This window comes from Streptomyces sp. NPDC107528, from assembly GCF_055639295.1.
The window spans coordinates 41,877-67,972 of record NZ_JBVKAV010000006.1 but is presented as its reverse complement, the minus strand read 5'-3'; the positions used below and the strand labels follow the sequence as shown (position 1 = coordinate 67,972).

Genomic DNA, 26,096 nt, shown 5'->3' with positions numbered 1-26,096 from the left:
ACCTCATGAACAACAGCGACGACGATTTCGTCCTCACTCCGCCCGAGCCCGTGGCCACCGTGCCGCGCGAGAAGGCCGGCGGACTCGTCCCGGTCGACGAGGGCGTCCGCACGGACATGGCGAAGAAGGCATCCGCGTACGTGGAGGGGCTCGCGGCGCTCGACGCCCGCTCCCCCGAGTTCGCCGGCAAGGTCGGTGAGATCACCGGCCTCGGCGCCGGCGAGATGCGCAGCGCCGCGGCGCAGTCCAACCGCATGCTGGAGCGGACCATCCGCAGTCTGCCGGACCAGGGCGGGGACGCCCAGTCGCAGGTCGCGGGCTCGCTCGTGGAACTGCGGCGGGTCGTGGAGGACCTGGACCCGCGGGACCTGCCCGCCTCCAAGGGGCGCAAGTTCCTCTCCAGGCTTCCCGGCGGCAACAAACTGCGCGACCACGTCGCCAAGTACGCCTCGGCCCAGGGGACCCTCAACAAGATCGTCGGGTCGCTGCGGGGCGGGCAGGACGAGCTCCGCCGTGACAACGCCGCCCTGCAGACCGAGCGGGTGCGGCTCTGGGAGACCATGGGCAAGCTCCAGGAGTACGTCGTCCTGACGGAAGCCCTGGACACGGCCGTCGGGCAGCACATCACCGGCGTGGAGACACAGGACCCCGCGCAGGCGGACAACCTCCGGGCCGACATCCTCTTCCCCGTCCGGCAGAAGCACCAGGACCTGCTCACCCAGCTCGCGGTGTGCGCGCAGGGCTACCTCGCCATGGACGTCGTACGACGCAACAACGAGGAACTGATCAAGGGCGTCGACCGGGCCGCGACCACGACCGTCTCGGCGCTGCGCATCTCCGTGATGCTGGCGTCCGCCCTCGACAACCAGAAGAAGGTCATCGAACAGGTCAACGCCCTGCGCGGCACGACCGAGGACCTCATCCGGGGCAACGCCGAGATGCTCGCCACGCAGAGCGGCGAGATCCAGCGCATCGCCGCCGACCCGGCCGTCGGCGCCGAGACCCTGCGCTCGGCCTTCCAGCAGATCTACCGCACCCTTGACGCCATCGACACCTACAAGGTGCAGGCGACCGAGGCGATGGCGACGACGGTGGAGAACCTGACCGCCGAACTGCAGCACGCGAGCGCCTACTTGGAGCGCAGCCGCTCGCAGGGCGCGCTGGAGGGCGGCCTCGGATGAGACACACCCCATACACCCGACACACTCGACGCCCCGGGCGCCTGCTCGCCGTCGCGCTCGCGGCGGTGGCGCTGCTGGCGGGCTGCACCGCGCAGAAGGGCACCGACGACCCGGACCCGAACGCTCCGCAGCCCGGCACCCTGCGTGTCCTCGCCTCCAGCGAGCTCAGTGACATGACCCCGGTCCTCGACCGGATCGCCGGCGACACGGGCGTCAGGATCCGGCCCACGTACATGGGCACTCTCGACGCCGTCGAGATGCTGGCGAAGGGCAAGGTGGACGGGGAGTACGACGCCCTGTGGCTGTCCTCCAACGACTATCTGCGGCTGCGCCCCGACGCGGCGAAGAAGGTCGTGTCGGAGACGCCGGTCATGTCGAGCCCGGTCGCCCTGGGGGTCAGGACCACCACCCTCGGCCGGCTCGGCTGGAAGCCGGATGACGTCACGTGGTCGCAGATCGAGCAGGCCGTCCAGGACGGCAGGCTGACGTACGGCATGACCGACCCGGCCCGTTCCAACTCAGGTTTCGCCACGCTCGTTTCGGTGGCCTCGGCCCTCTCCGGCGCCCAGTCCGCGCTCACCGACGCCGACGTCACCAAGGCCACGCCCCGCCTGAAGGAGTTCTTCAAGGGGCAGAAGCTGACGTCGGGTTCGTCGGGCTGGCTGGCGGCGGCGTACGAGCGGCGCGGGAACGTCGACGCGCTGCTCAACTACGAGTCCGTCCTCAAGGGCATCCCGGGCCTGACCGTGATCCGCCCCAAGGACGGCCTCGTCACCGCCGACTACCCGATGTCCTCCCTCGCGTCCACCGACGCCGCCACCCGCGAGGACGTCCGCCGTGTCACCGAGGCCCTGCGCACCGACGACCTCCAGCGGCTGATCACCGAGCGCACTCACCGCCGCCCCGTCGTCGCCTCCGTCCGCCCCGGACCCGGCCTCGACACCAGCAGGCGGCGCGAACTGCCCTTCCCGGGCAGCCGTTCCGTGGCCGACGGCCTGCTCGACTCGTACGAGAACGAGCTGCGCCGCCCGTCCAGGACGGTCTACGTCCTCGACACCTCGGGCTCGATGGAGGGCGACCGGCTGGAGCAGCTGAAGCAGGCGCTCTCCGACCTCACCGGCGACTTCCGTGAACGCGAGGAGGTCACGCTGATGCCCTTCGGTTCCGATGTGAAGAGCGTGGCCACGCATGTCGTCGATCCGGCCGACCCGAAGGCCGGGCTCGCCGGGATCCGCGAGGAGACCGACGCGCTGAGCGCCGAGGGCGACACGGCGATCTACACCTCGCTGGAGAAGGCGTACCGGCATCTGGGCGCCGGCCGTTCCCAGGACACCTTCACGTCGATCGTGCTGATGACGGACGGCGAGAACACCACCGGCGACAAGGCGGCGGACTTCGACTCCTTCTACGCGGGGCTCGACCGCGACCGGCGGGAGACGCCCGTCTTCCCCATCCTCTTCGGCGACTCCGACCGCTCCGAGCTGGAGCACATCGCCGAGCTGACCGGCGGCCGCCTCTTCGACGCCCAGGAGGGCTCGCTGGACGGCGCCTTCGAGGAGATCCGTGGCTACCAGTAAGGCGTTCGCGTACCTGGAGTCCCGCAAGAACATCGCCGGAAGCGCGTGCGGGCTGGTCGGCATCGTACTGACCTTCACGGGCGTCGCGGGACCGTACTGGCCCGTCGTCGTCGCCGGTCTGTACGGCGCGGGCGCGCTGATCGCCCCGCCGGAGCGGCCCGCGCCGCCCGACTTCCCGGGCCCGTCGGCCCAGCTCGACGAGGTGCGGGGCGACTTCGAGAAGCTGCGCGGCTATCTGGCGGACATCGAGCTGTCGGTCACGGCAGCGGCCCGGCTGCGTGAACTCACCGAGCTGCTCACCGCGTTGCTGGACCGCGGCTGGGTCGCCGAGCTGCTCACCCACGACCCGGAGGGCGTGCACGTGCTCTCCCGGATCGTGCGGCGCGATCTCCCCGAGGCCGTCGACAGCTTCGTACGGACGCGCTGGTGGACGCGGATGACGCCGGGAACCGAGTCCCCCGAGCTGCATCTGGAGCGCCAGCTCGGCCTGCTGAAGAAGGACGCCGAGCGCCTGGCGGCGAGCCTGCACGAGGTGGAGGCCCGCCGCCAGGAGACCCACACCCGGTATCTGGAGGGCCGGGGCGGGACGCTGTGAGCTGGCGAGGGCCTGTCGTCGCGTTGCTCCCGTCGGGGCGGACGGGAGCGTGCGACGACAGGCCCACAGCCCCGCACGTCGTTGTACGGAACCTCGCCGGTCTGTGGTGCTGTCACCGCGGCCGGCCGTGACGATATTGCTGGTCAGGGCACAATCGGAGCCGGCCGCGGCGTCTTTGGGGGCTGGGTCAGCCCAGGCGCCGCACCAGAGCGCGGTACTCGTCCCACAGCTCCTTGGGCGTGTGGTCGCCGAAGGTGTTCAGGTGGTCGGGGACGAGCGCGGCCTCCTCCCGCCAGACCTCCTTGTCGACGGTGAGGAGGAAGTCCAGGTCGGAGTCGGCCAGTTCCAGGCCGTTCGTGTCCAGGGCGCCCTTGGCCGGCAGGATGCCGATGGGGGTCTCGACGCCTTCGGCCTTGCCGTCGAGGCGCTCGACGATCCACTTCAGGACGCGGCTGTTCTCGCCGAAGCCGGGCCAGACGAACTTGCCCTCGTCGTTCTTGCGGAACCAGTTGACGTAGTAGATCTTCGGGAGCTTCGCCTGGTCCTTGTCCTTGGCGACGTCGACCCAGTGGCCCATGTAGTCGCCCATGTTGTAGCCGCAGAACGGCAGCATCGCGAACGGGTCGCGGCGCAGCTCGCCGACCTTGCCCTCGGCGGCGGCGGTCTTCTCGCTGGCCACGTTGGCGCCGAGGAAGACGCCGTGGTTCCAGTCGAAGGACTCCGTGACCAGGGGGACGGCCGTGGCACGGCGGCCACCGAACAGGATCGCCGAGATCGGCACGCCCTTGGGGTCCTCCCACTCGGGCGCGATGATCGGGCACTGGGCGGCGGGGACGGTGAAGCGGGCGTTCGGGTGGGCGGCCGGCGTCTCGCTGCCCGGCGTCCAGTCGTTGCCCTTCCAGTCCGTCAGGTGGGCCGGAGTCTCCTCCGTCATGCCCTCCCACCAGATGTCGTTGTCGTCGGTGAGGGCCACGTTGGTGAAAACCGAGTTGCCCCACAGCGTCTTCATCGCGTTGGCGTTGGTGTGCTCACCGGTGCCGGGCGCGACGCCGAAGAAGCCGGCCTCGGGGTTGATGGCGTACAGCCGGCCGTCCTCGCCGAAGCGCATCCAGGCGATGTCGTCGCCGATCGTCTCGACGGTCCAGCCGGAGATCGTGGGCTCCAGCATGGCGAGGTTGGTCTTGCCGCAGGCGCTCGGGAAGGCGGCGGCGACGTACTTGGCCTCGCCCTGCGGCGGGGTGAGCTTGAGGACCAGCATGTGCTCGGCCAGCCAGCCCTCGTCGCGGGCCATCACGGAGGCGATGCGCAGGGCGTAGCACTTCTTGCCGAGCAGGGCGTTGCCGCCGTAGCCGGAGCCGTAGGACCAGATCTCGCGGGTCTCGGGGAAGTGGGAGATGTACTTGGTGCTGTTGCACGGCCAGGGCACGTCCTGCTCGCCCGCCTCCAGCGGCGCTCCGAGCGTGTGCACGGCCTTCACGAAGAAGCCGTCCTCACCGAGCTCGTCGAGGACGGGCTGACCCATGCGGGTCATGGTGCGCATGGAGACCGCGACGTAGGCGGAGTCGGTGATCTCGACGCCGATCGCGGAGAGGTCGGAGCCGAGGGGGCCCATGCAGAACGGGACGACGTACATCGTCCGGCCGCGCATCGATCCGCGGAAGACGCCCTTCTCACCGGCGAAGATCTCCCGCATCTCGGCGGGGTCCTTCCAGTGGTTGGTCGGGCCTGCGTCCTCCTCCTTCTCGGAGCAGATGAAGGTCCGGTCCTCGACGCGGGCGACGTCGGTCGGGTCGGAGGCCGCGTAGTACGAGTTGGGGCGCTTGATCGGGTCGAGCTTCTTGAAGGTGCCCTTCGCGACGAGCTCCTCGGACAGACGCTCGTACTCGGCCTCGGATCCGTCGCACCAGACCACGCTGTCCGGCTGCGTCAGTTCAGCGATCTCGTTCACCCACGAGACCAGCTCCCGGTGGGTGGTGGGTACGACGGGGGGAGCCGCGATGTCGCGCGCCACGGTTGCTCCTAAATGAGGGGTTTTTGTCCTGAATATGCCCTTGTATGCCCCGTGGGGGCCGCGACCCGGATGCTTCGCGGACTGATCTGCCGTGGATCTTCCGCGCTCATCCGGTGCCGACCGCACTCATTTGATCATCCGACGCTACTGCGCATATGTCCAGAGGGCGTCACAGGTGAGCGGCGTGAGCATCGCCACTCATCCGGATGTTTTCAATGCGTCACCATTGCTTCACCCCGGGTGCGGCGCTGGCGGGTACCCCATGAGACGATGGCCACTTCCGGGCGCCCATCTCGCCGCCCTGATACGTAACTTACGGTTCCGTAGGTACGATGCAGGGCATGACTGCGCCCGTCCCCGACGCACATTCGGACACGCCGGCCGCCGGCCGCGACTCCGGCGCGCCCTCCCTGCCGCACCAGATCGCACACCACGCCCAGCAGCTCTCGGACGAGATCAAGCCCAGACTCCGCGGCTGGCTGCACCTCGGCATGTTCCCGGCCGCGCTCGTCGCGGGCCTGGTACTCACCGCCCTGGCGGACTCACCCCGGGGCCGTCTCGCCTGCGGGATCTACGCCCTCACGGCCTGCCTGCTGTTCGGCGTGAGCGCGCTGTACCACCGGGGCAACTGGAGCCCGCGCATGGACGGCGTCCTGCGCCGACTCGATCACGCCAACATCTTCCTGATCATCGCTGGCACGTACACCCCGCTGACGATGCTGCTGCTGCCGGGCGCCAAGGGACAGTGGCTGCTGTGGGGCATCTGGGGCGCGGCCGCGGCGGGCATCGTCTTCCGGGTGTTCTGGGTCGGCGCCCCGCGCTGGCTCTACACCCCCTGCTACATCGCGATGGGCTGGGCGGCCGTCTTCTTCCTGCCGGACTTCATGCGCACCGGCGGCATCGCGGTGCTGGTCCTGGTGATCGTCGGCGGCCTCCTCTACAGCGCGGGCGGCGTGATCTACGGCATCAAGCGCCCGAACCCGTCACCGCGCTGGTTCGGCTTCCACGAGGTCTTCCACTCCTTCACGCTTGCGGCGTTCGTCGTGCACTACGTCGGGATCTCGCTGGTCGCGTACCAGCACGCGTAGCGCACCGCACAGCCTCTTCGAGGGCCACGGCTTCCAGGCCGTGGCCCTTTTTCGCGTCCAGAAACGTCGACAGGCGGAGGATATGGACAGCCTTACTCTTTAGAGAGTCACTTTCATTTCAGGGCTACTCTCACTACGGATGCTCGCCGCTGATGGGTGCTCGGCGTCGTCTTCGCCGCGCTGATGCTCCCCGCGGGCCTGCTCGGCGACCGGTTCGGGCGGGGACTGATGCTGATCACCGGGCTCGGGATCTTCCTCGCCGGGTCGCTGGCCGGCGCCCTCGCCGACGACGTGACCGCGGTGATCGCCGCACGAGCGGTGATGGGCGTCGGCGCGGCCCTGGTCACCCCGCTCTCGCTGTCCGTGCTGCCCACGCTCCTCGGTCCGAGGAGCGCACCAAGGCCGTCGGCATCACCTCCGCCGCCTCCGCGCTGGGCCGCCCGCTCGGCCCGACCATCGGCGGCCGGCTGCTGAACCACTTCTGGTGGGGCTCGGTCTTCCTGATCAACGTCCCGATGGCCGCGATCGGCGTCACCGCCTGCCTCTACCTGCTCCCCGAGACGAAGGACCCCGCCTCCCCCCAAGGTCGACACCGTCTCGACCGCCCTGGCCGCGTCCGGGCTCGGCGCCCTCGTCCACGGGATCATCGAGGCGCCCACCCGCGGCTGGGGCGACCCTCCCCCACAGTCTTGAAGACGTGGGGGCACCCCCAGTCCTGGGCATGCTCGGGGCCGCCGTGCTCCTGATCGCCGCGCTGGTGCTGCGTGAACGCCGGGTCGAGCGCCCCATGCCCGACATGACTCTGCTCACCCACCGCAGGTTCCTGTGCAACACGGTCGCCGCCACCCTGGTGACGTTCATCCTGACCGGCCTGCTGTTCGTGCTGCCGGTGATGGGCGGACTGCTGGTCGCCTCCCGCCTCGCGCCGAAGGTCGTCGCCCGCTTCGGTGCGCGTGCCGCGGTGAGCGCCGGCCTGGTGGTGCCGGCCTTCGCAGGGCTCCTCGGCAGCCGTACGACGGCGGATTCCGGCTGCGGATTCGTCGCGCTGTGGCTCACCGTCACCGGCCTCGGCTTCGGCCTCTCGCTCATCCCCGCCATGAACGGCGGCCTGAGCGCCCTGCCCCGCGACCGCGCCGGCTGGGGGTCCCCCCACGCCTTCAAGGCAGTGAGGGAGGATCCGGGCTGCTGATGAACATGCGTCAGGTCGGCGGTGCGATCGGCATCGCCCTGCTCGGCAGCCTGCTCGCCGGCACCTTCCGGGACCGGCTCGACGTCACCGGGCTGCCCGCGAGCGCCGCCGGGGAGTCCGTGGTCGCGGCGCACCTCGTCGCCGAGCGGGCCGGCCCGGCGGAGTCGGCGGCCTCCGCGAACAGGGCCTACGTCCACGGCATGGGCGTCGTGCCTCTGGTGTGCGGGATCGCGGCCCTCGTCTCCGCCCTGCCGGCGGCGGCGTTCCTGCCGGGCACGGCACGCACGCCCGCTGCGCGTGAGCCCGAGAGCCCGGACATGGCCGCCGCGGGAGCCGATGCCCGACAATGAGCCCCATGACCCCCGCGCACTCCTCTCCCCTGACCGACCGTCCCCAGCTGGGGCTTCGTGAGCGGAAGAAGATCAAGACCCGGACGGCGATCCGCGACGCGACGTACGCGCTGATCAAGTTGCAGGGCTACGACGCCACCACGATCGAGCAGATCGCCGAGCGTGCCGAGGTGTCGCCGTCAACGGTCTTCCGCTACTTCCCGACCAAGGAGGACATCGTCCTCACGGACGAGTACGACCCGATCCTGCTGGACGAGTTGCGCAGGCGGCCGGCGGACGAGCCGTGGATGGAGTCGCTGCGGTACGTCATGAAGCTGGCCATCGCGGCCGCGACCGACGAGGAGCCGGAGGCCGTGCGGCTGCGGTCCCACCTGTTGGTCCAGGTCCCCGCGGTGCGGTCCCGGATGCTGGAGAGCATGTCGGTCACCGGCCGGATGCTCGGCGAGGCCATCGCCGAGCGCACCGGCAGGGCGCGGGACAGCTTCGAGGTGCGGGTCTTCACGATGTCCCTCATCGGCGCCCTCGCGGAGGTCTCCCTGTACTGGGCCGAGAACGGCTTCGAGGACGACCTCAACGACCTGGTCGACCGTGCCCTGGACGTCGTCGAGCACGGCCTGGCCCCGGAAAAGCCCTGAGGCCACAGCACGCTCCCGTGCCATCCTGACCGGGTGAACGGTCCCGAGATCCACGTCGAGTTCGCCCCCGAGCTGCGCCTGTTCCTCCCCAACGGACGGCGCCAGGACGGTGCCGCCCAGGTCAGCGCCGACGGCGTCTCGACCCTCGGCCATGTCGTCGAGTCCCTCGGCGTCCCGCTGACCGAGGTCGGTCCGCTGGTCGTGGACGGCCACAAGGCGCCGGTCTCGCACATCCCGACCGCGGGCCAGTCCGTTTCCGTACGGCCCGTCGAGCGCCCCCAGCGGGTGCCCGGCGCCCCGCTGCGCTTCCTGCTCGACGTCCACCTCGGCACCCTCGCCCGCCGTATGCGCCTGCTCGGCGTGGACACGGCCTACGAGTCGACGGACATCGGCGACCCGGCGCTGGCCGCCCTCTCGGCGGCCGAGCAGCGGGTCCTGCTCAGCCGGGACCGGGGCCTGCTGCGGCGCCGCGAACTGTGGGCCGGCGCGTTCGTCTACAGCACCCGCCCCGAGGACCAACTCCGGGACATCCTGGACCGGTTCCGCCCCGAGCTGCGGCCATGGACCCGCTGCACGGCCTGCAACGGCCTGCTGAAGGAGGCCACCAAGGAGGAGGTCGCCGACCAGTTGGAGGGCGGCACGCAGCGGTCGTACGACGTCTTCGCGCAGTGCACCGCGTGCAAGCGCGCGTACTGGAAGGGCGCGCACCACGAACAGCTGGTCGCCATCGTGGAGCGCGCCCTCGCGGACTACGCGGGCTAACGCCGGGTCACATCACCCTTTCCGCAGGCGATTCCGTCTCTGTTCGTGTCCAGCCGCAGCGGGTCGTCCTTGCCGTTGACCTTGAGACGGCCGTAGTCGTTCTTCTTCAGCCAGTCGCAGCGGGCCTTCGTCGTCGCCTTCACGGTCGGCGGGAAGTCCGTCGGCACACAGACGTTGGCGGAGCCGTAGTGCCGGTCGCAGCCGGACACGGTCGGGCTGACCTTCTGCGACGTGCGCTTCTTGCCGGGGCCCATGACCTTGCCCTTGAGGTTGTCGGCGAAGTCGTGGACATGCGCCGAGGCGTCCTTGGCGCTCAGCGCCTGCGGGCCCTGGAGGTGCACCCACTTGGCCACCGACGGCACGCCGTTGGCGTCCACCGCGAAGAGCATGTACCAGCCGGGCGGGGCCAGGTTGGGGTTGCTCGTCACGTTCAGGTCGACGTTGTTGCCGTCGACCGACAGGGGGAGATCCACGAAGCGCTGGTTCGGGTCCGACGAGTGCGTCACGGCGGCCGGGCGGATCAGCTCGGCCTTGGCGATGGGCCGGTCGACGGTGATCCGCTGGGTGTCGCCGTACGTCCACTCGGTGTCGATGACCGAAGTGATCGTCGGGCGTTCGCCCTTGAGGAGATAGGGCGGGGTGTAGATCGACACGTCGTGGTTCCAGGAGCCGTTGCCCGGGTTGTCGCCGGTGGCCATCACGCGGCCGTCGGGCAGGAGGAACGCCGAGGAGTGGTAGCCGCGCTCCTCCGGGTCCGCCGCCACCGGGTCGAAGGTGTCGGTCGCCGGGTCGTAGAGCGACGACTCGTACACCGGGTCGGCCCGGTTGTGCAGCGCGCCGCCGGTCTCCAGGACCTTGCCGTCGGGCAGCAGCACGGCCGAGACGTACATCTTGCCCTGGTTGCCGGTCTGCGGGACCTTCCCGGCTCCGAGGTCGACGGTGCCCTGCGGGAGCGGCGGGCCGGCGACGTAGGACGGGTTGGGCTGCTTGAGGTCGATGACGTCGGTGAGACGGTTCGCGTCCGGGTTGGAGTCGATGTTGCCGCCGCCGATGGTGAGGACCTTCTGGTCCTGGGCCGGGGGCAGCAGCACGCTCGCGGACTGGTCGCGCTCGTCCTTGCGCTGCAGACCGGGGACCTGGGTGACCGTGTTGGCGTCGTAGTCGTAGATCGCCGATCCGGTGCCCGGGATGTTGTTGCCGAAGACATGGCTGCCGGAGTAGAAGAGGCGGCCGTCCTGCATCAGGATCATCGACGGGTACAGACCCCAGTACGACCAGGTCTGGTTGACCTTCCAGAGCTCCAGCCACTTCTGCTCGGCGTCCGACCACCGCTCGGCGGTCACCGAACCGGTCGAGTCCTCCTTCAGCCCGCCGAAGGAGATCACGTCACCGTTGCCGAGGATGGTGGCCGACGGGTACCAGTGGCCGTCGTTCATGTCGTTGGTCTTGCTGTAGGTCTCGCTGACCGGGTCGAAGATGTACGAGTCCTTGTAGCCCTGGTAGCCGATCGTGCCGTCCGCCGACGGATAGCCCTTGTTGCCGCTCATCACGAGCACACGCCCGTCGTCGAGCTGGACGTGACCGGCGCAGAACATGTCCTTGGGCGTCGGGATCTGCTTGTACGTGCCGTTCTGCGGGTCGTAGACCGCGCTCGTGAAGGTGCCCGCCTGGAACATCGTCGGGTCGTTGCCGGAGCCCGCGATCAGCAGCACCTTGCCGTTGTTCAGGACGACGGAGTGCATGGAGCGGACCGGGTTCTTCGTGGGCAGCACGTCCCAGCGGCCGTTCGCGCACTCCTCGGCCGTCCCCGTGCACACCGGGTCCGGGACCGGTTCGGCGACCTGGTCCATCGTGTAGTCGTCGGTGGTGACGGAGCCGGTGCCGTACACGGAGACGCCCCACGCGATCCGGTCGGTGCCGGCGGGCACCTCGGGTGTGCGGACCGTCGCCTCGGTCCAACCGGCCGCCATCTCCAGCGTCTTGAGGTCGGTCCAGTACTGCCAGCCCGCAGTCGCGTCGTGCCGGAAGAGGGTGACCGAGGTGTCGGGAGTGGTCGACTTGTACCAGAGCCCCAGGTCGTACTGCTTGCCCGGCGTGACGACCGGCGCGCAGTCGGCGGACTCGGTGATGAGCGCCTTGCGGTCGCCCTCGGCACGGCGGGTCAGCGACACCTTCATCGCCTTGGAGCCGCTGTGGGCGTCCGTGGTCGTCTCGAAAGTGAAGTCGTTGTCGCCCCAGCCGGACTTCTTCCAGCAGTACGGCATGTCGTCGGTGCCGGCGGTCTCGAAGCCGGGGTTCTTGATGAGGTTGGCGGCGGAGGCGGACTCGGGCGAGGTGAGGAGCAGGCCCCCGGTCAGGCCCATGACGGCCAGCAGGGCCGTTCTCCTCCCGGATCTCTTGCGGCTGGTTCTCATGCGGAACTCCTTGCTGTGCGGCTCCCGCGCCCGGGGCCCTTCCCGCTCCGGCGCGGCAGATAGACCAGCGCTTCGGTACCGACGAAACGCAGGACGAAGGTGATGACCAGGGCCAGCGCGGTCGCCGGCAGCACGGCCAGCCCGAACTGCCCGACGAGCAGCGCGATCAGCGGGATGCGCAGCACCAGGTCGGCGTTGGCGAGCAGCGCGAACCGTGCGGTGCGGTCGGCCCAGTGGCGGTGGACACGACGGTCGCGGAACAGCAGCTTCTCGATGAGCAGGAAGTTCCAGGCCACACCGAACTGGTTGGCGACTATCTCCGCCGGGAGGTAGTGCAGCCCCGCCTGGGTCAGCGCCCACAGCGCGGCCAGGTTCGGCACGAAGCCCGTCAGCCCGATCAGCCCGAACACCACCATCCGGGACAGCGGATCGGCCGTCCGCAGCCCGGCGAGGTGCCGCAGGAAGCGCCGGCCCTCCGCCGCGGTGGACTTGGACTCCCCCGCGAACCGGTCCTGGAACACGAACGGCACCTCGGTGACCGTGCGCGGGCGGCTGCGGACCGCCAGCTCCAGCAGGATCTTGTAACCGAGCGGCTTGAGCGCTTCCGCGGTGATGTCGCTGCGCCGGATCGCGAAGAAGCCGCTCATCGGGTCGCTGATGCCGTGCAGCCTGCGCGGGAAGAGGGACTTGGTCAGCCAGGTCGCGCCGCGCGACACGGCCACGCGGTAGCTGCCGGCGAGCCCGGCCCGGCTGCCGCCCTTGATGTACCGGGAGGCGACGACGAGCCCGGCGTTCGCGCGCTCGCCGGTGGCGACCAGGTCCGGCACCAGGGACGGCGGGTGCTGGCAGTCGCCGTCCATGACGACGATCCAGTCCGACCCGGCCGCCTTCATCCCCTCGACGACCGCGCCGCCGAGCCCGCCGACGGGTTCGTCGCGGTGAATGACGGTGACCGGGAACGGGCAGTCCTGCGCAGCCTCCTTGATGACCTGCGGGGTGTCGTCGCTGGAGTCGTCCACGAAGACGACCTCGCAGGGCAGCCGGGCCGGCACCGACTCGGTGATCTGGTGCAGCAACTGCCGTACGTTCGCCGACTCGTTGTAGGTCGGTATGACGATGGTGACGGCGCCCGGCTCGGGCACCTCGGCGGCATCGACCGACGGTTCGCCCAGCTCTCCGGGGGCGGTGTACTCGTGCGTCATCGAACCCCTCCGGATGCTGTCTGGATCTGCCGGATCTCGATCCGGTCCGCGCCGGTGCCGAACACGGCGACCGGCTTCGAGTGCTCCATGGCCGCCTTGACGTTGGGCAGGTCGACCGCGTCCCGCCGCACCGTCGGCGAGGCGACGACGTAGTCGAGGTCCTTCCAGCCGCGCGGCATCGTCTTCGTCACGGCCGGGTCGAGATCCGCCTTGTAGAACCAGATGGCGCCGAGCCCGGGCTCGTACCCGGCGTGCACCAGGTCCAGCCACAGCGCGTCGTCGACGAGCACCCGGGTGTCCTTCGGGTCGTCCACCTCCGTGGCCAGCCACTTCGAGGCGGCCTGGTAGGGCGCGTTGGCGTCGGCGGTGACGGCGGTGTGGGCGCCGTCGTACCAGCGGGGTACGACATAGGCGCCGGCCGCGATCGCGAGGACGGCCGCGAGGGCGTACCGCCCGCCGGTGACATACCGGTTCTCGGCCTCGGAACGCCGTCGCCGCAGGACGGCGTGGGCGACGGAGGCCGTGCCGCCGGCGAGGACGAGGGCGAGGAACGGCAGCGCCTGGATGACGTACATCGCGGGCAGGTAGCCGGTGGGGCGCATGGCCACCAGGGCGAGGATCACCACCGCGAAGGAGGGGCCTGCCAGGGCCCGGGCGGTGACCGACCAGCGCCAGGTGACCAGGAGCAGCAGGCCGCCCGCGAGGCCGCCGACGATGAGGACGCGGTCGTAGTAGAGCCACGACTGCAGGACGCCCCAGGAGCCGGAGCCCTGGTCGAGGATGAAGCCCGAACCGGGCCTGGTCATCTGGTACTTGATGCCGTCCCAGAGCGAGACGTGCCCGCTCCCCGGGAACAACTCGCCCTTCAGCAGGGCGAACAGCGGGTACGACAGGCCGATCAGCGCGCATGCGGTGATCGCGCCGGTCAGGGCGAACTTGCGGGTGTCGCGGTGGCTGTGGCGCCACATGGTGACGAAGACCGCCGGAAGGACGAAGAGCATCGTCTCCTTGGTCAGCACGGCCGTGGCCGCCGCGATCCCCGCGCCGAAGTGGTGCCAGAGATGGCGGCTCGGGGAGGCGGCGAGGGCGAACGCGAGGAGCGTCCACATCACCGCGAGGTTGTCGAGGAAGATCTCCCGCTGGAGGACGACCGACAGCGGCGAGAGCCCGAACAGGACCATGCCGAGCCCGGCCGCCCAGCGCGGCAGGGACAGCCGCCGCCCGAGCACGTAGACGAGGACCGCGCTGATCGCGCTGATGACCAGCATCGCGGCCCGCATGGTGCCGACGGTCATCGACTCGGGGCTGAGCGCGGCGGGTATCCAGGTCAGCAGGGCGAGCTGGATCCAGCCGAGCGGCGGGTGGTCGTACCAGTACGTGTAGTGGGCGAGGCCCCGGCCCTCCTGGACGGCCCAGGCCTGGGCGAGGTAGGTGCCCTCGTCGTCGCTGAGGGTCGGGTAGTCGGCGATGTTCCAGCCCTGCACGACGAGGATCGCGACGAGGAGCACGCCGCACAGGATCAGGTCGGGCCGGGACGAACGCAGGCGCGTCGGCGGGGTCGTTCGGCTGGTCGAACGCGTCGTGGGCGCAGGCTGCCGCTGCGCGGGGACCTTGACTGTGGTCACCGCGGGAAGGGTGGAGGTCACGCAGGAACGTCCTCTCGGTTCACGTGCGCGAGATGTGCGCCGACGTGGCTCGTCAACTCCCAGTCGTTTCGGCCGCGTTGCTCACGCCATACGGCGCGGATGGCGGCCCCGGCGAGGAGCACCTGGTAGAAGGGGCCGCCCACGACGAGCTTCAGGTAGTGGACGAAGCGGACCCGAAGCCCGTACTGCTTGCCGAAGTCGTGCAGCCCGACGATCTCGAAGACGAACGTGACGAGCGCGGTCACGGCCGGCAGGAAGGTGATGAAGGCGACGGTCACGGACACGTCGAGGAACACCGCGATCGCGATGTTGAGCGGGATGATGAGCCCGGTGAAGGCCTGCATGAACGGCGTCATGAGCGTGTACCGGGCCAGCAACCGCTGCCCGAACGTGGGCAGTTGCTTCCAGTCCTTCTTCCGGTAGACCTGAAGGAAGCCCTGGTTCCAGCGGGTGCGCTGCTTGAGCAGCGACATGAGGCTGCCGGGCGTCTCCTCCTTGGTCACCATGTCGGAGTCGTAGGCGACGACGACCTTCTTGCCGACGCTGGACAGCCGCACGCCCAGATCACAGTCCTCGGCGAGGCAGTTGGAGTCCCAGCCGTCGGCTTCCCGGAGCACGTCCGTCCGTACGAAGACCGTGTTGCCGCCGAGCGGGATGAACCCCTTCTGCGCGTGCAGGTGCAGCCGGGAACGGAACCAGAAGAAGTACTCCAGGCAGTTGCGCAGGCTGTACCAGCTGGAGTGGAAGTTGATCAGCTGGACCCCGCCCTGGACGACATCCGCGCCCGTCGTGCGGAACGCGTGGTCCACGTGCGCGAGGAGCTCCGGATGGACCTGGTCCTCGGCGTCGAAGACCCCGACGACATCGCCGCGGCAGTGCGGCAGCGCCGTGTTCATGGCCTTCGGTTTGTTCTTCTTCTCGTGAGTGTCGACGACGACGCGGACGCGCGGATCACGTGCCGCGGCCCGCTCGGCCACCTCGGTGGTCTCCGGGTCGTCGTGCCCGACGATGACGATGATCTCGAAGTCGGTGTGTGTGGAATCCAGCAGCCGCTGGATCGTGTGGTCCAGCACGGCTTGTTCGTGCCGGGCCGGCAACAGCAGCGAGAACGACACGTGCTCGCCGCCGTCCGGTCTGCTGAACCGGGTGGAGGCGAGCACTTCGGGCGTACGCCACGCGTGCATCTGCCACCACAAAGTGAAAGCCGCCATCCAGAACAAGGCCAGCGAGACGACGGCTATGAAAACAGACGTCAGCAACAGATCCCCCCAGATCCCCAATGCCCCCTGTCGCAACGGTGAGTTACAGCCGTCGCGTCACTGTGGAGACATTAAGGGGGATCTGTGAAGTCCGCAGGCTGTTTTGATGAAGAGCGCGTTTCCTCACAACGAGCCCCGAGAGTGAGTAAATCGAACACAGGCTGCGTAAGTGCCCCGATTTGACTGCCGTCTCACCTGCTCAACGCGGTCCGCAGACGGTCGGGATCCGTGGTCGGGGCATCGCAGGTGAAGTTGCGGCAGACGTACGCGGCGGGTGCGCCCTGCTGCAGCGGCCGGTCAACAAGGAGCGGAAACTCGTCACTCTCCGGAGTGCCCACGGCGACGACCGCGCCCGGGGCGGTGCCCAGGAGCGCCGTACGGTGCAGGGTCCTCGTGCCCTCGTCGGCCAGGGACGGCCCGACCACCGCGACTTCCCGCGGCCCGTCGAGGTTGGCCTCGGCGACGGCGAGCCCCCAGCCGATGAAGCGGGGGACGCGCGGGCCGAGCGCCTTGACGACGCCCAGCGCCTTGACGGCCGCGGCGCGATGGGGCTCCGCACCGGTCTGCGCCGCGTAGCTCAGCAGGGCACCGGCCGCCGCGCTCCAGCCGGACGGGGCGGCGTTGTCGGTGGGGTCCTGGGGGCGGCGGATCAGCTGCTCGGCGTCGGCGGCCGTGTCGTAGAGGGCGCCGGACTCCGCGTCGGTGAAACGCGCGAGCACGTGGTCGAGCAGGAATCCCGCGAAGTCCAGCCAGACGCCCTCGCCGGTGACCGAGGCGAGCGCGAGGAAACCCTCGGCGACGTCGCCGTAGTCCTCCAGCACACCCGCGTTGGCGCCGGCCTTGCCGTCCTTGCTGGTCCGGGAGAGGCGGGCGTGGTCGTCGAGGTGCAGCCGCACCAGGAGGTCGGCGGCGGCGACGGCGGCGTCCACGAGGTCGGGGCGGTCGAAGTAGGCGCCGGTCTCGGCGAGTGCGGCGACCGCGAGGCCGTTCCAGGCGGCGACGATCTTGTCGTCCCGGCCGGGCGCTGGACGCTCGGCCCGCGCGGCGAGCAGCCGCTCCTTCACGGAGGCGACCTTCTCGGCGTCGAACACCCCGTCCTGCTGCGGAAGCGCAAGGACGGAGGAACCGTGCTCGAAGGTGCCCTCTTCCGTCACACCGAAGTACCGGGAGGCGAGTTCGGCGTCCTCGTCGCCGAGGGCCGCACGCAGTTGCTCCGGGGTCCAGACGTAGTAGACACCCTCGACGTGCTTGCCGGTCCCGTCGTCGCTGTCCGCGTCGAGCGCGGAGGCGAACCCGCCCTCGTTGGTGCGCAGTTCACGCACCATGAAGTCGGCGGTTTCGAGGGCGACGCGGCGGGCGAGCTCGGAGCCGGTGGCGCGCCACAGGTGGGCGTAGACGCGGCACAGCAGGGCGTTGTCGTACAGCATCTTCTCGAAGTGCGGCACGACCCAGTCCCGGTCCACGGAGTACCGCGCGAAGCCGCCGCCGAGCTGGTCGTAGATCCCGCCCCTGGCCATCCGCTCGCAGGTGTCCTGGGCCATCTGCAGCGCGCCGTCGGCCCCCGTCCGCGCGTGGTGCCGCAGCAGGAACTCGACCACCATGGACGGCGGGAACTTGGGCGCGCCCCCGAATCCGCCGCGCTGCGGGTCGTACTCCCGCGTCAGCCCGAGCAGCGCCTGCGCCAGCTCCTGCTCGCCGGGCGCCTCGGTCCCGCCGTAGGAGATCTCCCGCTCGGCGAGATCCCGGGTGATCTTCCCCGCGACGTCGGCGACCTCGTCCCGCCGGTCCGCCCAGGCACTGCGCACCCCCTCCAGGACCTGCCGGAAGGACGGCATCCCCTGGCGGGGAGCGGGCGGGAAGTAGGTGCCGAAGTAGAAGGGCTCGGCGTCGGGCGTGAGGAACACCGTCATGGGCCAGCCGCCCTGCCCGGTGGCGGCCTGGACGGCCTCCATGTAGACGGCGTCTACGTCGGGGCGTTCTTCTCGGTCGACCTTGATGTTGACGTAGTGGGCGTTGAGGTAGTCGGCGGTCTCCTGGTCCTCGAACGACTCGTGAGCCATCACGTGGCACCAGTGACAGCTGCTATAGCCGACGCTGAGCAGCACGGGCACGTTCCGCTTCCGCGCCTCCTCGAAGGCCTCGCCGGACCAGGGCCACCAGTCGACGGGGTTGTCGGCGTGCTGAAGGAGGTACGGGGACGTCTCGTGCGCCAGTCGGTTCGGCATGGGGTCCATCCTGCCGCAGTACCCGGTCCATCATGCGTCAGGCGTCCACCAGACGGTGACCTCGCGCTTTCCCGTCCCCTGAATAGGCGGCACCGGTGTCGAGGCTCTCGGTGCAGCGGCCGTGGGAGCGGCGCCGGAGGCGGGGAGCGGGGTCAGGTTGATGGCAGGCAGAGCAGGGCGGCCGGAACCCTGCGCCTCGGCGCCCCTGCAGCGGATTGCGCCAATTCACCGCACCCGCAAGGTGATCGAAGTCCGCTCGCCCCCTCGCCCCGATGCGCGGTGGGCAGCACACTTGACCAAGAACGCCGTTGCCGCCGGAGGGGGACGTGACATGCGGGACAGCCATCGGACGGAGGCCGAGCGGCTGTTGGCTCGGGCCGTGGAGGAGGAGGTGCGCCGCTCGGGCGGGCGCGTCGAGGGGCAGGTGCTGCTGTCGCGGGCGCGCGGGGCGCTGGACGCCATGGCGCAGGTGGCGGCCGAGGAGTACGAGGCGTACACGCAGGCCCTGGACGAGGCGGAGGCAGGGAGGCTGACGTTCGGGCAGCGGTTCGCGCGGGAGGGCGGCAGTACGCCGCTGATGGTGGCCGGCGTGGCCGCGGTCGCTGCCGTGGTGTCCGACCTGGCCCTCGGCACCGGCACGGTGACGGCCGTCGGCGCGGGCGTGACCGTGGGCGTCGTCGGCGCCGCGGCGACGGTAGTGAAGGTGGCAGGCACGCATCTGCCGGCCGCGCACCACCGCGCGGGCGCCGTCGGCCAGCCCGGCGGTCCGGAACAGCTGCGGCTGCAGTGGCTGACGGCGCTGGAGGTACGGGGCATCCGCCCGTTCCTCGACCAGCAGCGGGTGCTGAGCGCGTCCACCGGCCCGCAGAAGTCGGCGCCGCGGCTGAAGGGCGCGGACAAGAGCGCGGCGGCCCGCGGCCGGAACGTGCTGGAGCAGTCGTTCGGTCAACTCCCCGAGCCGATGGGCCCGTTCACGGGCCGCAGGCAGGAGATGGCCCGCATCCGGCAGTGGGTGCAGGCGGCGCGGGCGAGTACGGAGACGAAGCCGACGGTGGTGGTCCTGCACGGGGCGCCCGGCAGCGGCCGTACGGCACTGGCGATCCGCGCGGCCCACGATCTGAAGGACCAGTTCCGCGGGGCGTGCGTGGTGGATCTGCGGGGTGACACGACGGAGGAGCCGCCGCTGTCGACGCGGGACGCGCTGCTGCATCTGCTGAACCGATTGGGCGCCCCGCGCGAGCAGCTTCTCTTCCGTGAGCGATCCTCGACGGATCAGCAGGTCAAGCGGCTGAGTGAGCTCTACCACCAGCATCTGACCGGTCTCCCGGTCACCGTCGTGCTCGACGACGCCTCGGACCCCGAGCAGGTCCGCACCCTCGTCCCCGAGCGCTCCGACAGTCTGGTCCTGGTCACCGCGCGGGAGGCTCTCGACCTGCCCGCGGATCTCGCCGCGTGGGTGCATCAGCTGCCGGTGGAGTCGTTGGACACGGCGGGCGCGGAGGAGCTGCTGTCCGCGGCGGCGCAGGATTCCGCCAGCCCCTATGACGCCGAATCCGCCGAACTGATCGGGGAGTTGTGCGGCGGGCTGCCGCTGGCGCTGCGTATCGCGGGCTCGTCGCTGGGGCCGCGCTCACCGCGCACGCTGGCAACGGATCTGGGCGCGTACGGCCCGGTGGAGCCGATCGAGCGGGTGCTGTGGCTGCGCTACACCGACCAGTCGGAGTCCGCGAGACGACTGCTGCGCAGGCTGGCGCTGGCAGGCAGGGCGTCGTTGGGCGCGGCAGCGGCGGCATCGCTCCTGGCCACGGACGAGGCGGAGGCGACGCGCCATCTGGTGGCCCTGTCAGAGTCGGGCCTGATCGACCACGTCCGTGGCAACCGCTACCGCCTGCACGACCTGGTCCGCGGTTTCGCCCACGCCCGCCTCCTCGACGAGGAGGAGCCCTCGGAGCGTACGGCGGCGCAGGAGCGGCTGATCGTGAACTACGCCGACCTCGCGGAATCCGTCCTACGCCTGGTCGACGGCAACATGTCGACCCGCTCGGACCGCTTCAGCCCGCACGGCTTCACCTCGCTGGACGACGCGCTGCGCTGGCTGGACGACGAGTCGAGCTTCATCACGGCGGCCCTCAGGCACGCGGAGGACGCGAACCAGGCGGCCGTGCTCAATCTGCTGGGCGCCCTGTGCGACTACTGCCTGCTGCGGGGCGACCTCTACCGCCTCGGCGAGATCAGCGAGCTGGCCCAGGCCGTGGACCAGGGCCTGCTGGTCCGCTCGGTGCAGTGGCGTACGGGCATCGCGGCCCGTCAGCTGGGTGAGCTGGACAAGGCCCGCACGACCCTGACCTCGGTGGTCGACCTCTATATGCAGGCCCACCACGATGCGGGCGCGGCCCGCGCCCTGTGCTCCCTCGGCATCACCCTGCACCACCAGGGCCACCTCACCGAGGCGGCGGCCAAACTCCGCGAGGCCCTGGACCTACAGTCGGCGCCCCAGCTGGCGACGGACCGCGCCTGGACGATGCATGCGCTGGCGGCGGTCGAACGGGACCGGGGGCGCGTGCCGGAGGCGCTGCACCTGCTCACCGATTCCCTGGTCCTGCACCGCGCCGGCGAGTCGGTGCACGGCGAGGCGTGGGCCCACTTCCAGCTCGGCCAGCTGGGCCTGCGGATGGGGGACGTGCCGCGCGCGGAGTCCGAGCTGCGCCGGGCCCTCGACCTGTACGGCCGTACGCGCGACGCCCGCGGGGAGGCGTGGGCGCTGACCCAGCTGGCCCGCGCCCGCCTGGTCGCCGGGGATCCCTCCCAGGCGGTGGACGGACTGCGGCAGGCGGCGTCCCGGCATCGCGACAACGAGGACGCGCGCGGTGAGGCCTGGTCCGTCTACTACCTGGGCCAGGCCCTGGAGGAGACGGGCAACCTGGATGTCGCGGTACGCGAACTGGAACGCTCCCGCACGATGTTCTCGCGCATGCAGGACGTCTACGGCCTCGCCTGCGCCCGGCACCACTCTGCCCGCGTGACCCGGGACCAGCGCGCCGCCCAGACCGGGTCGCTGAAGAACTCCGGCTTCGCCCGCCAGCTCCTGGTGGACGCCCGCGCCAACTTCCAGCGGATCGGTGTCGCCCACGGGGAGGCGTGGACATGCCTGGAGCTGGCGGTGGTGGATGCCGGGAACACCCGTACGCAGCAGGCACTGGCCCTGTGCGACGACGCGGTGGGGCTGTTCGTCTCGTACGGCGACCGGCGGGGCGAGGACTGGGCCCGTTTCCTGCGCTGCACGCTGCTGCCGTACGCGGCTCCCGGCGGCGTGGAGGTCGGCGCGGCGGTGGCGCAGGAGGAACTGGCCCAGCTGGCCCGCGCCGGTCATCCGCTGCGGGACGCGAAGCTGGACGGCTACCTGGAGGCGTACCAGCTCCTGCTGGAGCGCGGCGTGAACCTGGAGGCGGGATGGCAGGCATGGCGGCTCGGCATGGTGCCGAACCGCCATGCCCGGGAGGTCATGGGGGTGGCGGTCGCCGCCCGGCAGTGACTCGGGTGCCGTCGGTACCGCCGGCCCGGCGGTACGACCCTCAGGAGCCGAGGACGCCGGAGACGCCGGGCCCGCCGATCCCGGAAGGCTCAGCCCTGCCGCGGCTTGGCCGGGCCGGTAACCTCGGCGTCCTCGGTGGAGCCCTCCGTCTTCGGAGCCGGGGGCTCCATGAAGTCGACCCTGCTCATGTGGCGGTTCATCGACTTCATCAGGGCCCACACCGCCAGTGCCATCACCGCGAAGACGATGAAGCCGAGGACGCCGGGGGTCACCTTGTCCTCGTCCACCTCCTTGGCGAGGGTGGCGAGCTGTGTCATTGCCAGGCTTGCGCTTGCGCTCATGTCAGGCATTGTCGCGGATGCCCGCAAAGAGGTCGTCCTCGGGGAGGGAGGTATCGACGAGGGACTTCGCCAGCTCGTACTCCTCGGTCGGCCAGACCTCTCTCTGGAGCTCCAGCGGGATGCGGAACCAGCCGCCGTCGGGGTCGATCTGGGTGGCGTGCGCGATCAGGGCCTTGTCGCGGATCTCGTAGAAGTCGCCGCACGGGACATGCGTGGTGAGCGTGCGCTGCTTCATGCCGAACTCGTCCCAGCGCTTGAGCCAGTCCCCGTAGGGGGACTCCAGGCCGCGGTCGAGCATGGCCTGGTGCAGCGCCTCGGTGCGGGGGCGGTTGAAGCCCTGGTTGTAGTAGAGCTTCTGCGGCTGGTACGCGGGGCCGTACTCCCCCTCCGGGTACTTCTCGGTGTCCGCCGCGCCCTCGAAGGCCACCATCGAGATCTTGTGGGTCATGATGTGGTCGGGGTGCGGGTAGCCGCCGTTCTCGTCGTAGGTGGTGATCACCTGGGGACGGAAGGAGCGGATCTGCTTCACCAGCTCACCGGCCGCCTTGTCGACGTCCTCCAGGGCGAAGCAGCCCTCGGGGAGCGGGGGCAGCGGGTCGCCCTCGGGCAGGCCGGAGTCGACGAAGCCGAGCCACTCCTGCTTGATCCCGAGGATCTCGCGGGCCTCGTCCATCTCCTTCTTGCGTACCTCGTGGATGTGCTCCTCGATGTACTTGTCGCCCTGGAGCTTCGGATTGAGGATGGAGCCGCGCTCCCCGCCCGTGCAGGTCACGACCAGCACGTCCACCCCCTCGGACACGTACTTCGCCATGGTGGCCGCGCCCTTGCTCGACTCGTCGTCGGGGTGGGCGTGGACGGCCATCAGTCGCAGCTGGTCAGTCAAGACTCAATCCTCATAAGTCGGCGCCCGGTGTGAACCGGTGCGATCGGCGGCTTCTATAGTGACCGAATCGGGGGGCGGATAATTCCGGGGTACGGCCCTGAGAACCCCTTTCGGGACATCCGTCCCGCCCCGGCCGAGAGGACGATCATGAGCACGGCGACGACGCGGCGGTCCGAGAGCCGCTACGGCCGCTCCTCGGACGAGCGCGCCGACCGCACGCTCAAGGTCGTCGGCGCCGTCCTCGGGGCGGTACTGCTGGCGGTGATCGGCTACTTCGGCTACCACTACGTCGGCCAGAACAAGATCAGCGCCGAGGTGATCGAGTTCGACGCCGGGAAGAACGCGGTGAAGGTGCATCTGGAGGTCCGCAAGGACGCCGGCGCCTCCGGCTACTGCACGCTGCGCTCCCAGGCGGAGAGTGGCGCCGAGGTGGGCCGGGCCGACTTCCGCTTCGACGGCGACGCGACCCGGATCGACAAGGTCGTCACGCTCCGCACGGCGTCCCCGGGAACGACGGCCGAGCTGCTCGGCTGCCACTCCGACTGACCGGGCCGTCCGGAACTGACCGACCCTGGTCGACACCGACCGCCTTTGTCCGGAATACGTAGGCGCTGACCTGCGTTGACGTGATTCTGATGGCTTATGTCCTCCCCCTTCGGCCGTTGAATTGTTAGGCTCGTGGTTTCGCCCTTCCATGAAGGAACATCCTTCTGGGTAGGGCGATGCTTTGTATTCCCAGTACCTACGAGGAGCACCTGTGACCCAGACCAGCGAGAACGTCACCTGGCTGACCCAGGAGGCGTACAACCAGCTCAAGGCCGAGCTGGAGCACCTGTCTGGTCCTGCGCGCACGGAGATCGCCGCCAAGATCGCGGCCGCGCGCGAGGAGGGCGACCTGCGCGAGAACGGCGGGTACCACGCGGCCAAGGAGGAGCAGGGCAAGCAGGAGCTCCGTGTGCGCCAGCTGACCCAGCTCCTGGAGAACGCCAAGGTCGGCGAGGCGCCGACGTCGGCGGAGGGCGAGGTGGCGCCCGGCATGGTCGTCACGATCGCCTTCGACGGTGACGAGGACGACACGACGACCTTCCTGCTCGCCTCGCGCGAGTACGCGAGCTCGGACATCGAGACGTACTCCCCGCAGTCCCCGCTGGGTTCCGGCGTGATCGGCCACAAGGTCGGCGAGGACGCGGAGTACGAGCTGCCGAACGGCAAGACGGCCTCGGTGAAGATCCTGAAGGCCGAGCCCTACAGCGGCTGACCCGGGCCGTGCGGCATTGCCCCGGCCTGCATCTCCCTTACGAGCCCCCGGCGCCCACCGGCGCCGGGGGCTTCGTCATGCCGTCGCCGAGCGGTACTTCCGAACCGCCAGGGTGCGGAAGACCACGATGATCAGGATCGAGTAGATCAGCGAGGCCCACACCGGGTGCTGCATGGGCCAGGCGTCCGACGGTGAGACTCCCGGGTTGGCGAAGAGCTCGCGGCACGCCTGGACCGTGGCACTGAAGGGGTTCCAGTCGGCGACGTGCCGCAGCCACGGGGTCATGTGGCTGGTGTCCACGAACGCGTTCGAGATGAAGGTGACCGGGAAGAGCCAGATCAGTCCGCTGGACGTGGCCGCCTCGGGGGTACGGACGGACATGCCGATCAGGGCACCGATCCAGGTGAACGCGTAGCCGAGCAGGAGCAGCAGTCCGAAGGCCGCCAGCACCCTGCCGGCGTTGGTGCTGCCGTCCGACCCGACGCGCCAGCCGACCAGCAGGGCGACCACCGCCAGGACGACCAGGGTCAGGGCGGTCTGGACGAGGTCGGCGAAGGTACGCCCGGTGAGCACCGCACCTCTCGCCATGGGCAGGGAGCGGAAGCGGTCGATGAGCCCCTTGTGCATGTCGTCGGCGATGCCCGCGCCGGAGCTGGCGGTGGCGAACGTGACCGTCTGCGCGAAGATGCCGGCCATCAGGAAGTTCTTGTAGTCGACGGCGCTGGTGCTGCTGCCGATCTGCATGGATCCGCCGAAGACGTACGTGAACAGCACCACGAACATGATCGGTTGGATCAGGCCGTAGATGATCATCTCGGGGATCCGGGACATCCGGATCAGGTTGCGTTTGGCAACGACGATCGAGTCCCGGACTGACTGGCTGACCGGGTTCGTGGCCGGTGCGACCCGCACGGCGTCGAGAGCACTCACTTGGCGGCCTCCTTGCCGTTCTCCTCGTCCTTCACCTCGGCCAGGTGTCCTGTCAGGGACAGGAAGACGTCGTCCAGGGTCGGGCGGCGCAGCCCGATGTCGTCGATCTCGATGCCCCGGGTGTCGAGCTCACGGATGACCTCGGCGAGGAGCTTGGCACCTCCGGTCACGGGGACGGTGAGCTTGCGCATGTGGTCCTCGACCGTCGTGTCGCCCTTGCCGAAGCCGCGCAGCACCTCGGATGCGGCCTGGATCTCGTCGCGCTCGTGCACCACCAGCTCGACGCGCTCGCCGCCGGTGCGGGCCTTGAGCTGGTCGGAGGTGCCGGTGGCGATGACATGGCCGTGGTCGACGACTGCGATCTCGTGCGCGAGGTGGTCGGCCTCTTCGAGGTACTGGGTGGTGAGCAGCAGTGTCGTACCGCCCGAGACCAGGCGCTTGATGACCTCCCACAGCATCTGCCGGTTGCGGGGGTCGAGGCCGGTCGTCGGCTCGTCCATGAACATCACGGGCGGCGAGACCACCAGCGCGGCGGCAAGGTCGAGGCGGCGCCGCATGCCGCCGGAGTAGGTCTTCGTGGGACGGTCGGCGGCGTCGGCGAGGTCGAACTGCTCCAGCAGCTCGCCCGCGCGTGCCTTCGCGGCCTTGGACCTCATCTGGTAGAGCTGGCCGACCATCTGCAGGTTCTCGCGGCCGGTGAGGTACTCGTCCACCGCCGCGAACTGTCCGGACAGACCGATGGAACGGCGCACGGCATCGGGTTCCTTGAGGACATCGATGCCCGCGACGACCGCCGAGCCGCTGTCGGGGCGCAGCAGGGTCGTCAGACAGCGGACGGCCGTCGTCTTGCCCGCGCCGTTCGGCCCGAGCAGGCCCAGGACCGTGCCCTCGGGAACATCGAGGTCGACGCCGTCCAGAGCCTTTACGTCACCGAAGGTCTTCACCAGGCCTTCGGCATAGATGGCGCCTGGCATATGAATCTCCACGTCTTCGGGGAAACTTCGGAAAGCCTAGGTTT

The 26,096-nt window shown here is 69.9% G+C and carries 19 protein-coding genes and 1 pseudogene; 10 read left to right on the top strand and 10 right to left on the bottom strand.

Features of this window, described 5'->3' with window-relative positions; translation table 11 throughout:
• The first annotated feature begins 5 nt into the window (after window positions 1–5).
• The 3 genes from ACZ7L5_RS20110 to ACZ7L5_RS20100 are packed head-to-tail and all read left to right on the top strand — an operon-like array spanning window position 6 to window position 3,353.
• A complete protein-coding gene (locus ACZ7L5_RS20110; RefSeq protein ID WP_363037871.1) occupies window positions 6–1,181 on the top strand; it encodes a toxic anion resistance protein in 1,176 nt (391 codons plus the stop codon).
• A complete protein-coding gene (locus ACZ7L5_RS20105; RefSeq protein ID WP_471518178.1) occupies window positions 1,178–2,758 on the top strand; it encodes a substrate-binding and vWA domain-containing protein in 1,581 nt (526 codons plus the stop codon). Before ACZ7L5_RS20110 ends, ACZ7L5_RS20105 begins: the two co-directional genes overlap by 4 nt.
• Window positions 2,745–3,353, top strand: coding sequence for a hypothetical protein (locus ACZ7L5_RS20100; protein ID WP_471518177.1), 609 nt, complete (start codon window positions 2,745–2,747; stop codon window positions 3,351–3,353). Before ACZ7L5_RS20105 ends, ACZ7L5_RS20100 begins: the two co-directional genes overlap by 14 nt.
• 187 nt (window positions 3,354–3,540) lie before the next feature.
• Here ACZ7L5_RS20100 and ACZ7L5_RS20095 read toward each other — a convergent pair whose 3' ends face one another.
• A complete protein-coding gene (locus ACZ7L5_RS20095; RefSeq protein WP_471518176.1) occupies window positions 3,541–5,364 on the bottom strand; it encodes a phosphoenolpyruvate carboxykinase (GTP) in 1,824 nt (607 codons plus the stop codon).
• Window positions 5,365–5,705: 341 nt separating this feature from the next.
• Here ACZ7L5_RS20095 and trhA point away from each other — a divergent pair, with 341 nt between their 5' ends.
• From trhA to ACZ7L5_RS20075, 4 genes and pseudogenes are all read left to right on the top strand, one after another.
• Window positions 5,706–6,452 (top strand): PAQR family membrane homeostasis protein TrhA, encoded by a 747-nt coding sequence (gene trhA / locus ACZ7L5_RS20090; protein ID WP_471518175.1) that lies wholly within the window; start codon window positions 5,706–5,708, stop codon window positions 6,450–6,452.
• Between the two features lie 165 nt (window positions 6,453–6,617).
• Window positions 6,618–7,991: pseudogene (locus ACZ7L5_RS20085) on the top strand (MFS transporter); the annotation flags it as partial.
• 5 nt (window positions 7,992–7,996) lie between these two features.
• Window positions 7,997–8,626 (top strand): TetR/AcrR family transcriptional regulator, encoded by a 630-nt coding sequence (locus ACZ7L5_RS20080; protein ID WP_471518174.1) that lies wholly within the window; start codon window positions 7,997–7,999, stop codon window positions 8,624–8,626.
• Between the two features lie 33 nt (window positions 8,627–8,659).
• Window positions 8,660–9,388: a Mut7-C RNAse domain-containing protein gene (locus ACZ7L5_RS20075; RefSeq protein ID WP_471518173.1), complete on the top strand. Its 729-nt coding sequence runs from the start codon at window positions 8,660–8,662 to the stop codon at window positions 9,386–9,388.
• Here ACZ7L5_RS20075 and ACZ7L5_RS20070 read toward each other — a convergent pair.
• The 5 genes from ACZ7L5_RS20070 to ACZ7L5_RS20050 all read right to left on the bottom strand — a co-directional run bounded on the left by ACZ7L5_RS20070 (window position 9,385) and on the right by ACZ7L5_RS20050 (window position 18,134).
• The gene (locus tag ACZ7L5_RS20070; protein WP_471518172.1) at window positions 9,385–11,802 is read right to left on the bottom strand and encodes a galactose oxidase-like domain-containing protein; all 2,418 of its coding nucleotides are present in this window, start codon (window positions 11,800–11,802) and stop codon (window positions 9,385–9,387) included. The two genes, ACZ7L5_RS20075 and ACZ7L5_RS20070, sit on opposite strands and share 4 nt — an antisense overlap.
• On the bottom strand, window positions 11,799–13,004 hold the full coding sequence (locus ACZ7L5_RS20065) for a glycosyltransferase (protein WP_471518171.1): 1,206 nt from the start codon (window positions 13,002–13,004) through the stop codon (window positions 11,799–11,801). Before ACZ7L5_RS20065 ends, ACZ7L5_RS20070 begins: the two co-directional genes overlap by 4 nt.
• Complete coding sequence (locus ACZ7L5_RS20060) at window positions 13,001–14,650, bottom strand: ArnT family glycosyltransferase (RefSeq protein WP_471518170.1); 1,650 nt, start codon at window positions 14,648–14,650, stop codon at window positions 13,001–13,003. The genes ACZ7L5_RS20065 and ACZ7L5_RS20060 overlap by 4 nt, the downstream gene beginning before the upstream one ends.
• A complete protein-coding gene (locus ACZ7L5_RS20055) occupies window positions 14,647–15,909 on the bottom strand; it encodes a glycosyltransferase (RefSeq protein WP_471518169.1) in 1,263 nt (420 codons plus the stop codon). The genes ACZ7L5_RS20060 and ACZ7L5_RS20055 overlap by 4 nt, the downstream gene beginning before the upstream one ends.
• Before the next feature lie 191 nt (window positions 15,910–16,100).
• Complete coding sequence (locus ACZ7L5_RS20050) at window positions 16,101–18,134, bottom strand: thioredoxin domain-containing protein (RefSeq protein ID WP_471518168.1); 2,034 nt, start codon at window positions 18,132–18,134, stop codon at window positions 16,101–16,103.
• A 331-nt stretch (window positions 18,135–18,465) separates the two neighbouring features.
• On the opposite strand from ACZ7L5_RS20050, the gene ACZ7L5_RS20045 reads away from it, so the two are divergent.
• Complete coding sequence (locus ACZ7L5_RS20045; protein ID WP_471518167.1) at window positions 18,466–21,666, top strand: tetratricopeptide repeat protein; 3,201 nt, start codon at window positions 18,466–18,468, stop codon at window positions 21,664–21,666.
• 89 nt (window positions 21,667–21,755) lie between these two features.
• Here ACZ7L5_RS20045 and ACZ7L5_RS20040 read toward each other — a convergent pair whose 3' ends face one another.
• Window positions 21,756–22,016, bottom strand: coding sequence for a hypothetical protein (locus ACZ7L5_RS20040; protein WP_471518166.1), 261 nt, complete (start codon window positions 22,014–22,016; stop codon window positions 21,756–21,758).
• Window positions 22,009–22,869: a mycothiol conjugate amidase Mca gene (gene mca, locus ACZ7L5_RS20035; protein ID WP_328884334.1), complete on the bottom strand. Its 861-nt coding sequence runs from the start codon at window positions 22,867–22,869 to the stop codon at window positions 22,009–22,011. The genes ACZ7L5_RS20040 and mca overlap by 8 nt, the downstream gene beginning before the upstream one ends.
• A 168-nt stretch (window positions 22,870–23,037) precedes the next feature.
• Between mca and ACZ7L5_RS20030 the strand changes: the two genes are divergently transcribed.
• Both ACZ7L5_RS20030 and greA read left to right on the top strand, forming a co-directional pair.
• Complete coding sequence (locus tag ACZ7L5_RS20030) at window positions 23,038–23,436, top strand: DUF4307 domain-containing protein (protein ID WP_471518165.1); 399 nt, start codon at window positions 23,038–23,040, stop codon at window positions 23,434–23,436.
• Between the two features lie 211 nt (window positions 23,437–23,647).
• The gene (gene greA / locus ACZ7L5_RS20025; protein WP_328879636.1) at window positions 23,648–24,148 is read left to right on the top strand and encodes a transcription elongation factor GreA; all 501 of its coding nucleotides are present in this window, start codon (window positions 23,648–23,650) and stop codon (window positions 24,146–24,148) included.
• 75 nt (window positions 24,149–24,223) lie between these two features.
• Here the strand turns inward: greA and ACZ7L5_RS20020 are convergent, their stop codons facing one another.
• Window positions 24,224–25,078, bottom strand: a complete 855-nt coding sequence (locus tag ACZ7L5_RS20020) for an ABC transporter permease (RefSeq protein ID WP_471518164.1) — start codon at window positions 25,076–25,078, stop codon at window positions 24,224–24,226.
• Window positions 25,075–26,052, bottom strand: a complete 978-nt coding sequence (locus ACZ7L5_RS20015; RefSeq protein WP_471518163.1) for an ATP-binding cassette domain-containing protein — start codon at window positions 26,050–26,052, stop codon at window positions 25,075–25,077. The genes ACZ7L5_RS20020 and ACZ7L5_RS20015 overlap by 4 nt, the downstream gene beginning before the upstream one ends.
• Between the last annotated feature and the right edge of the window lie 44 nt (window positions 26,053–26,096).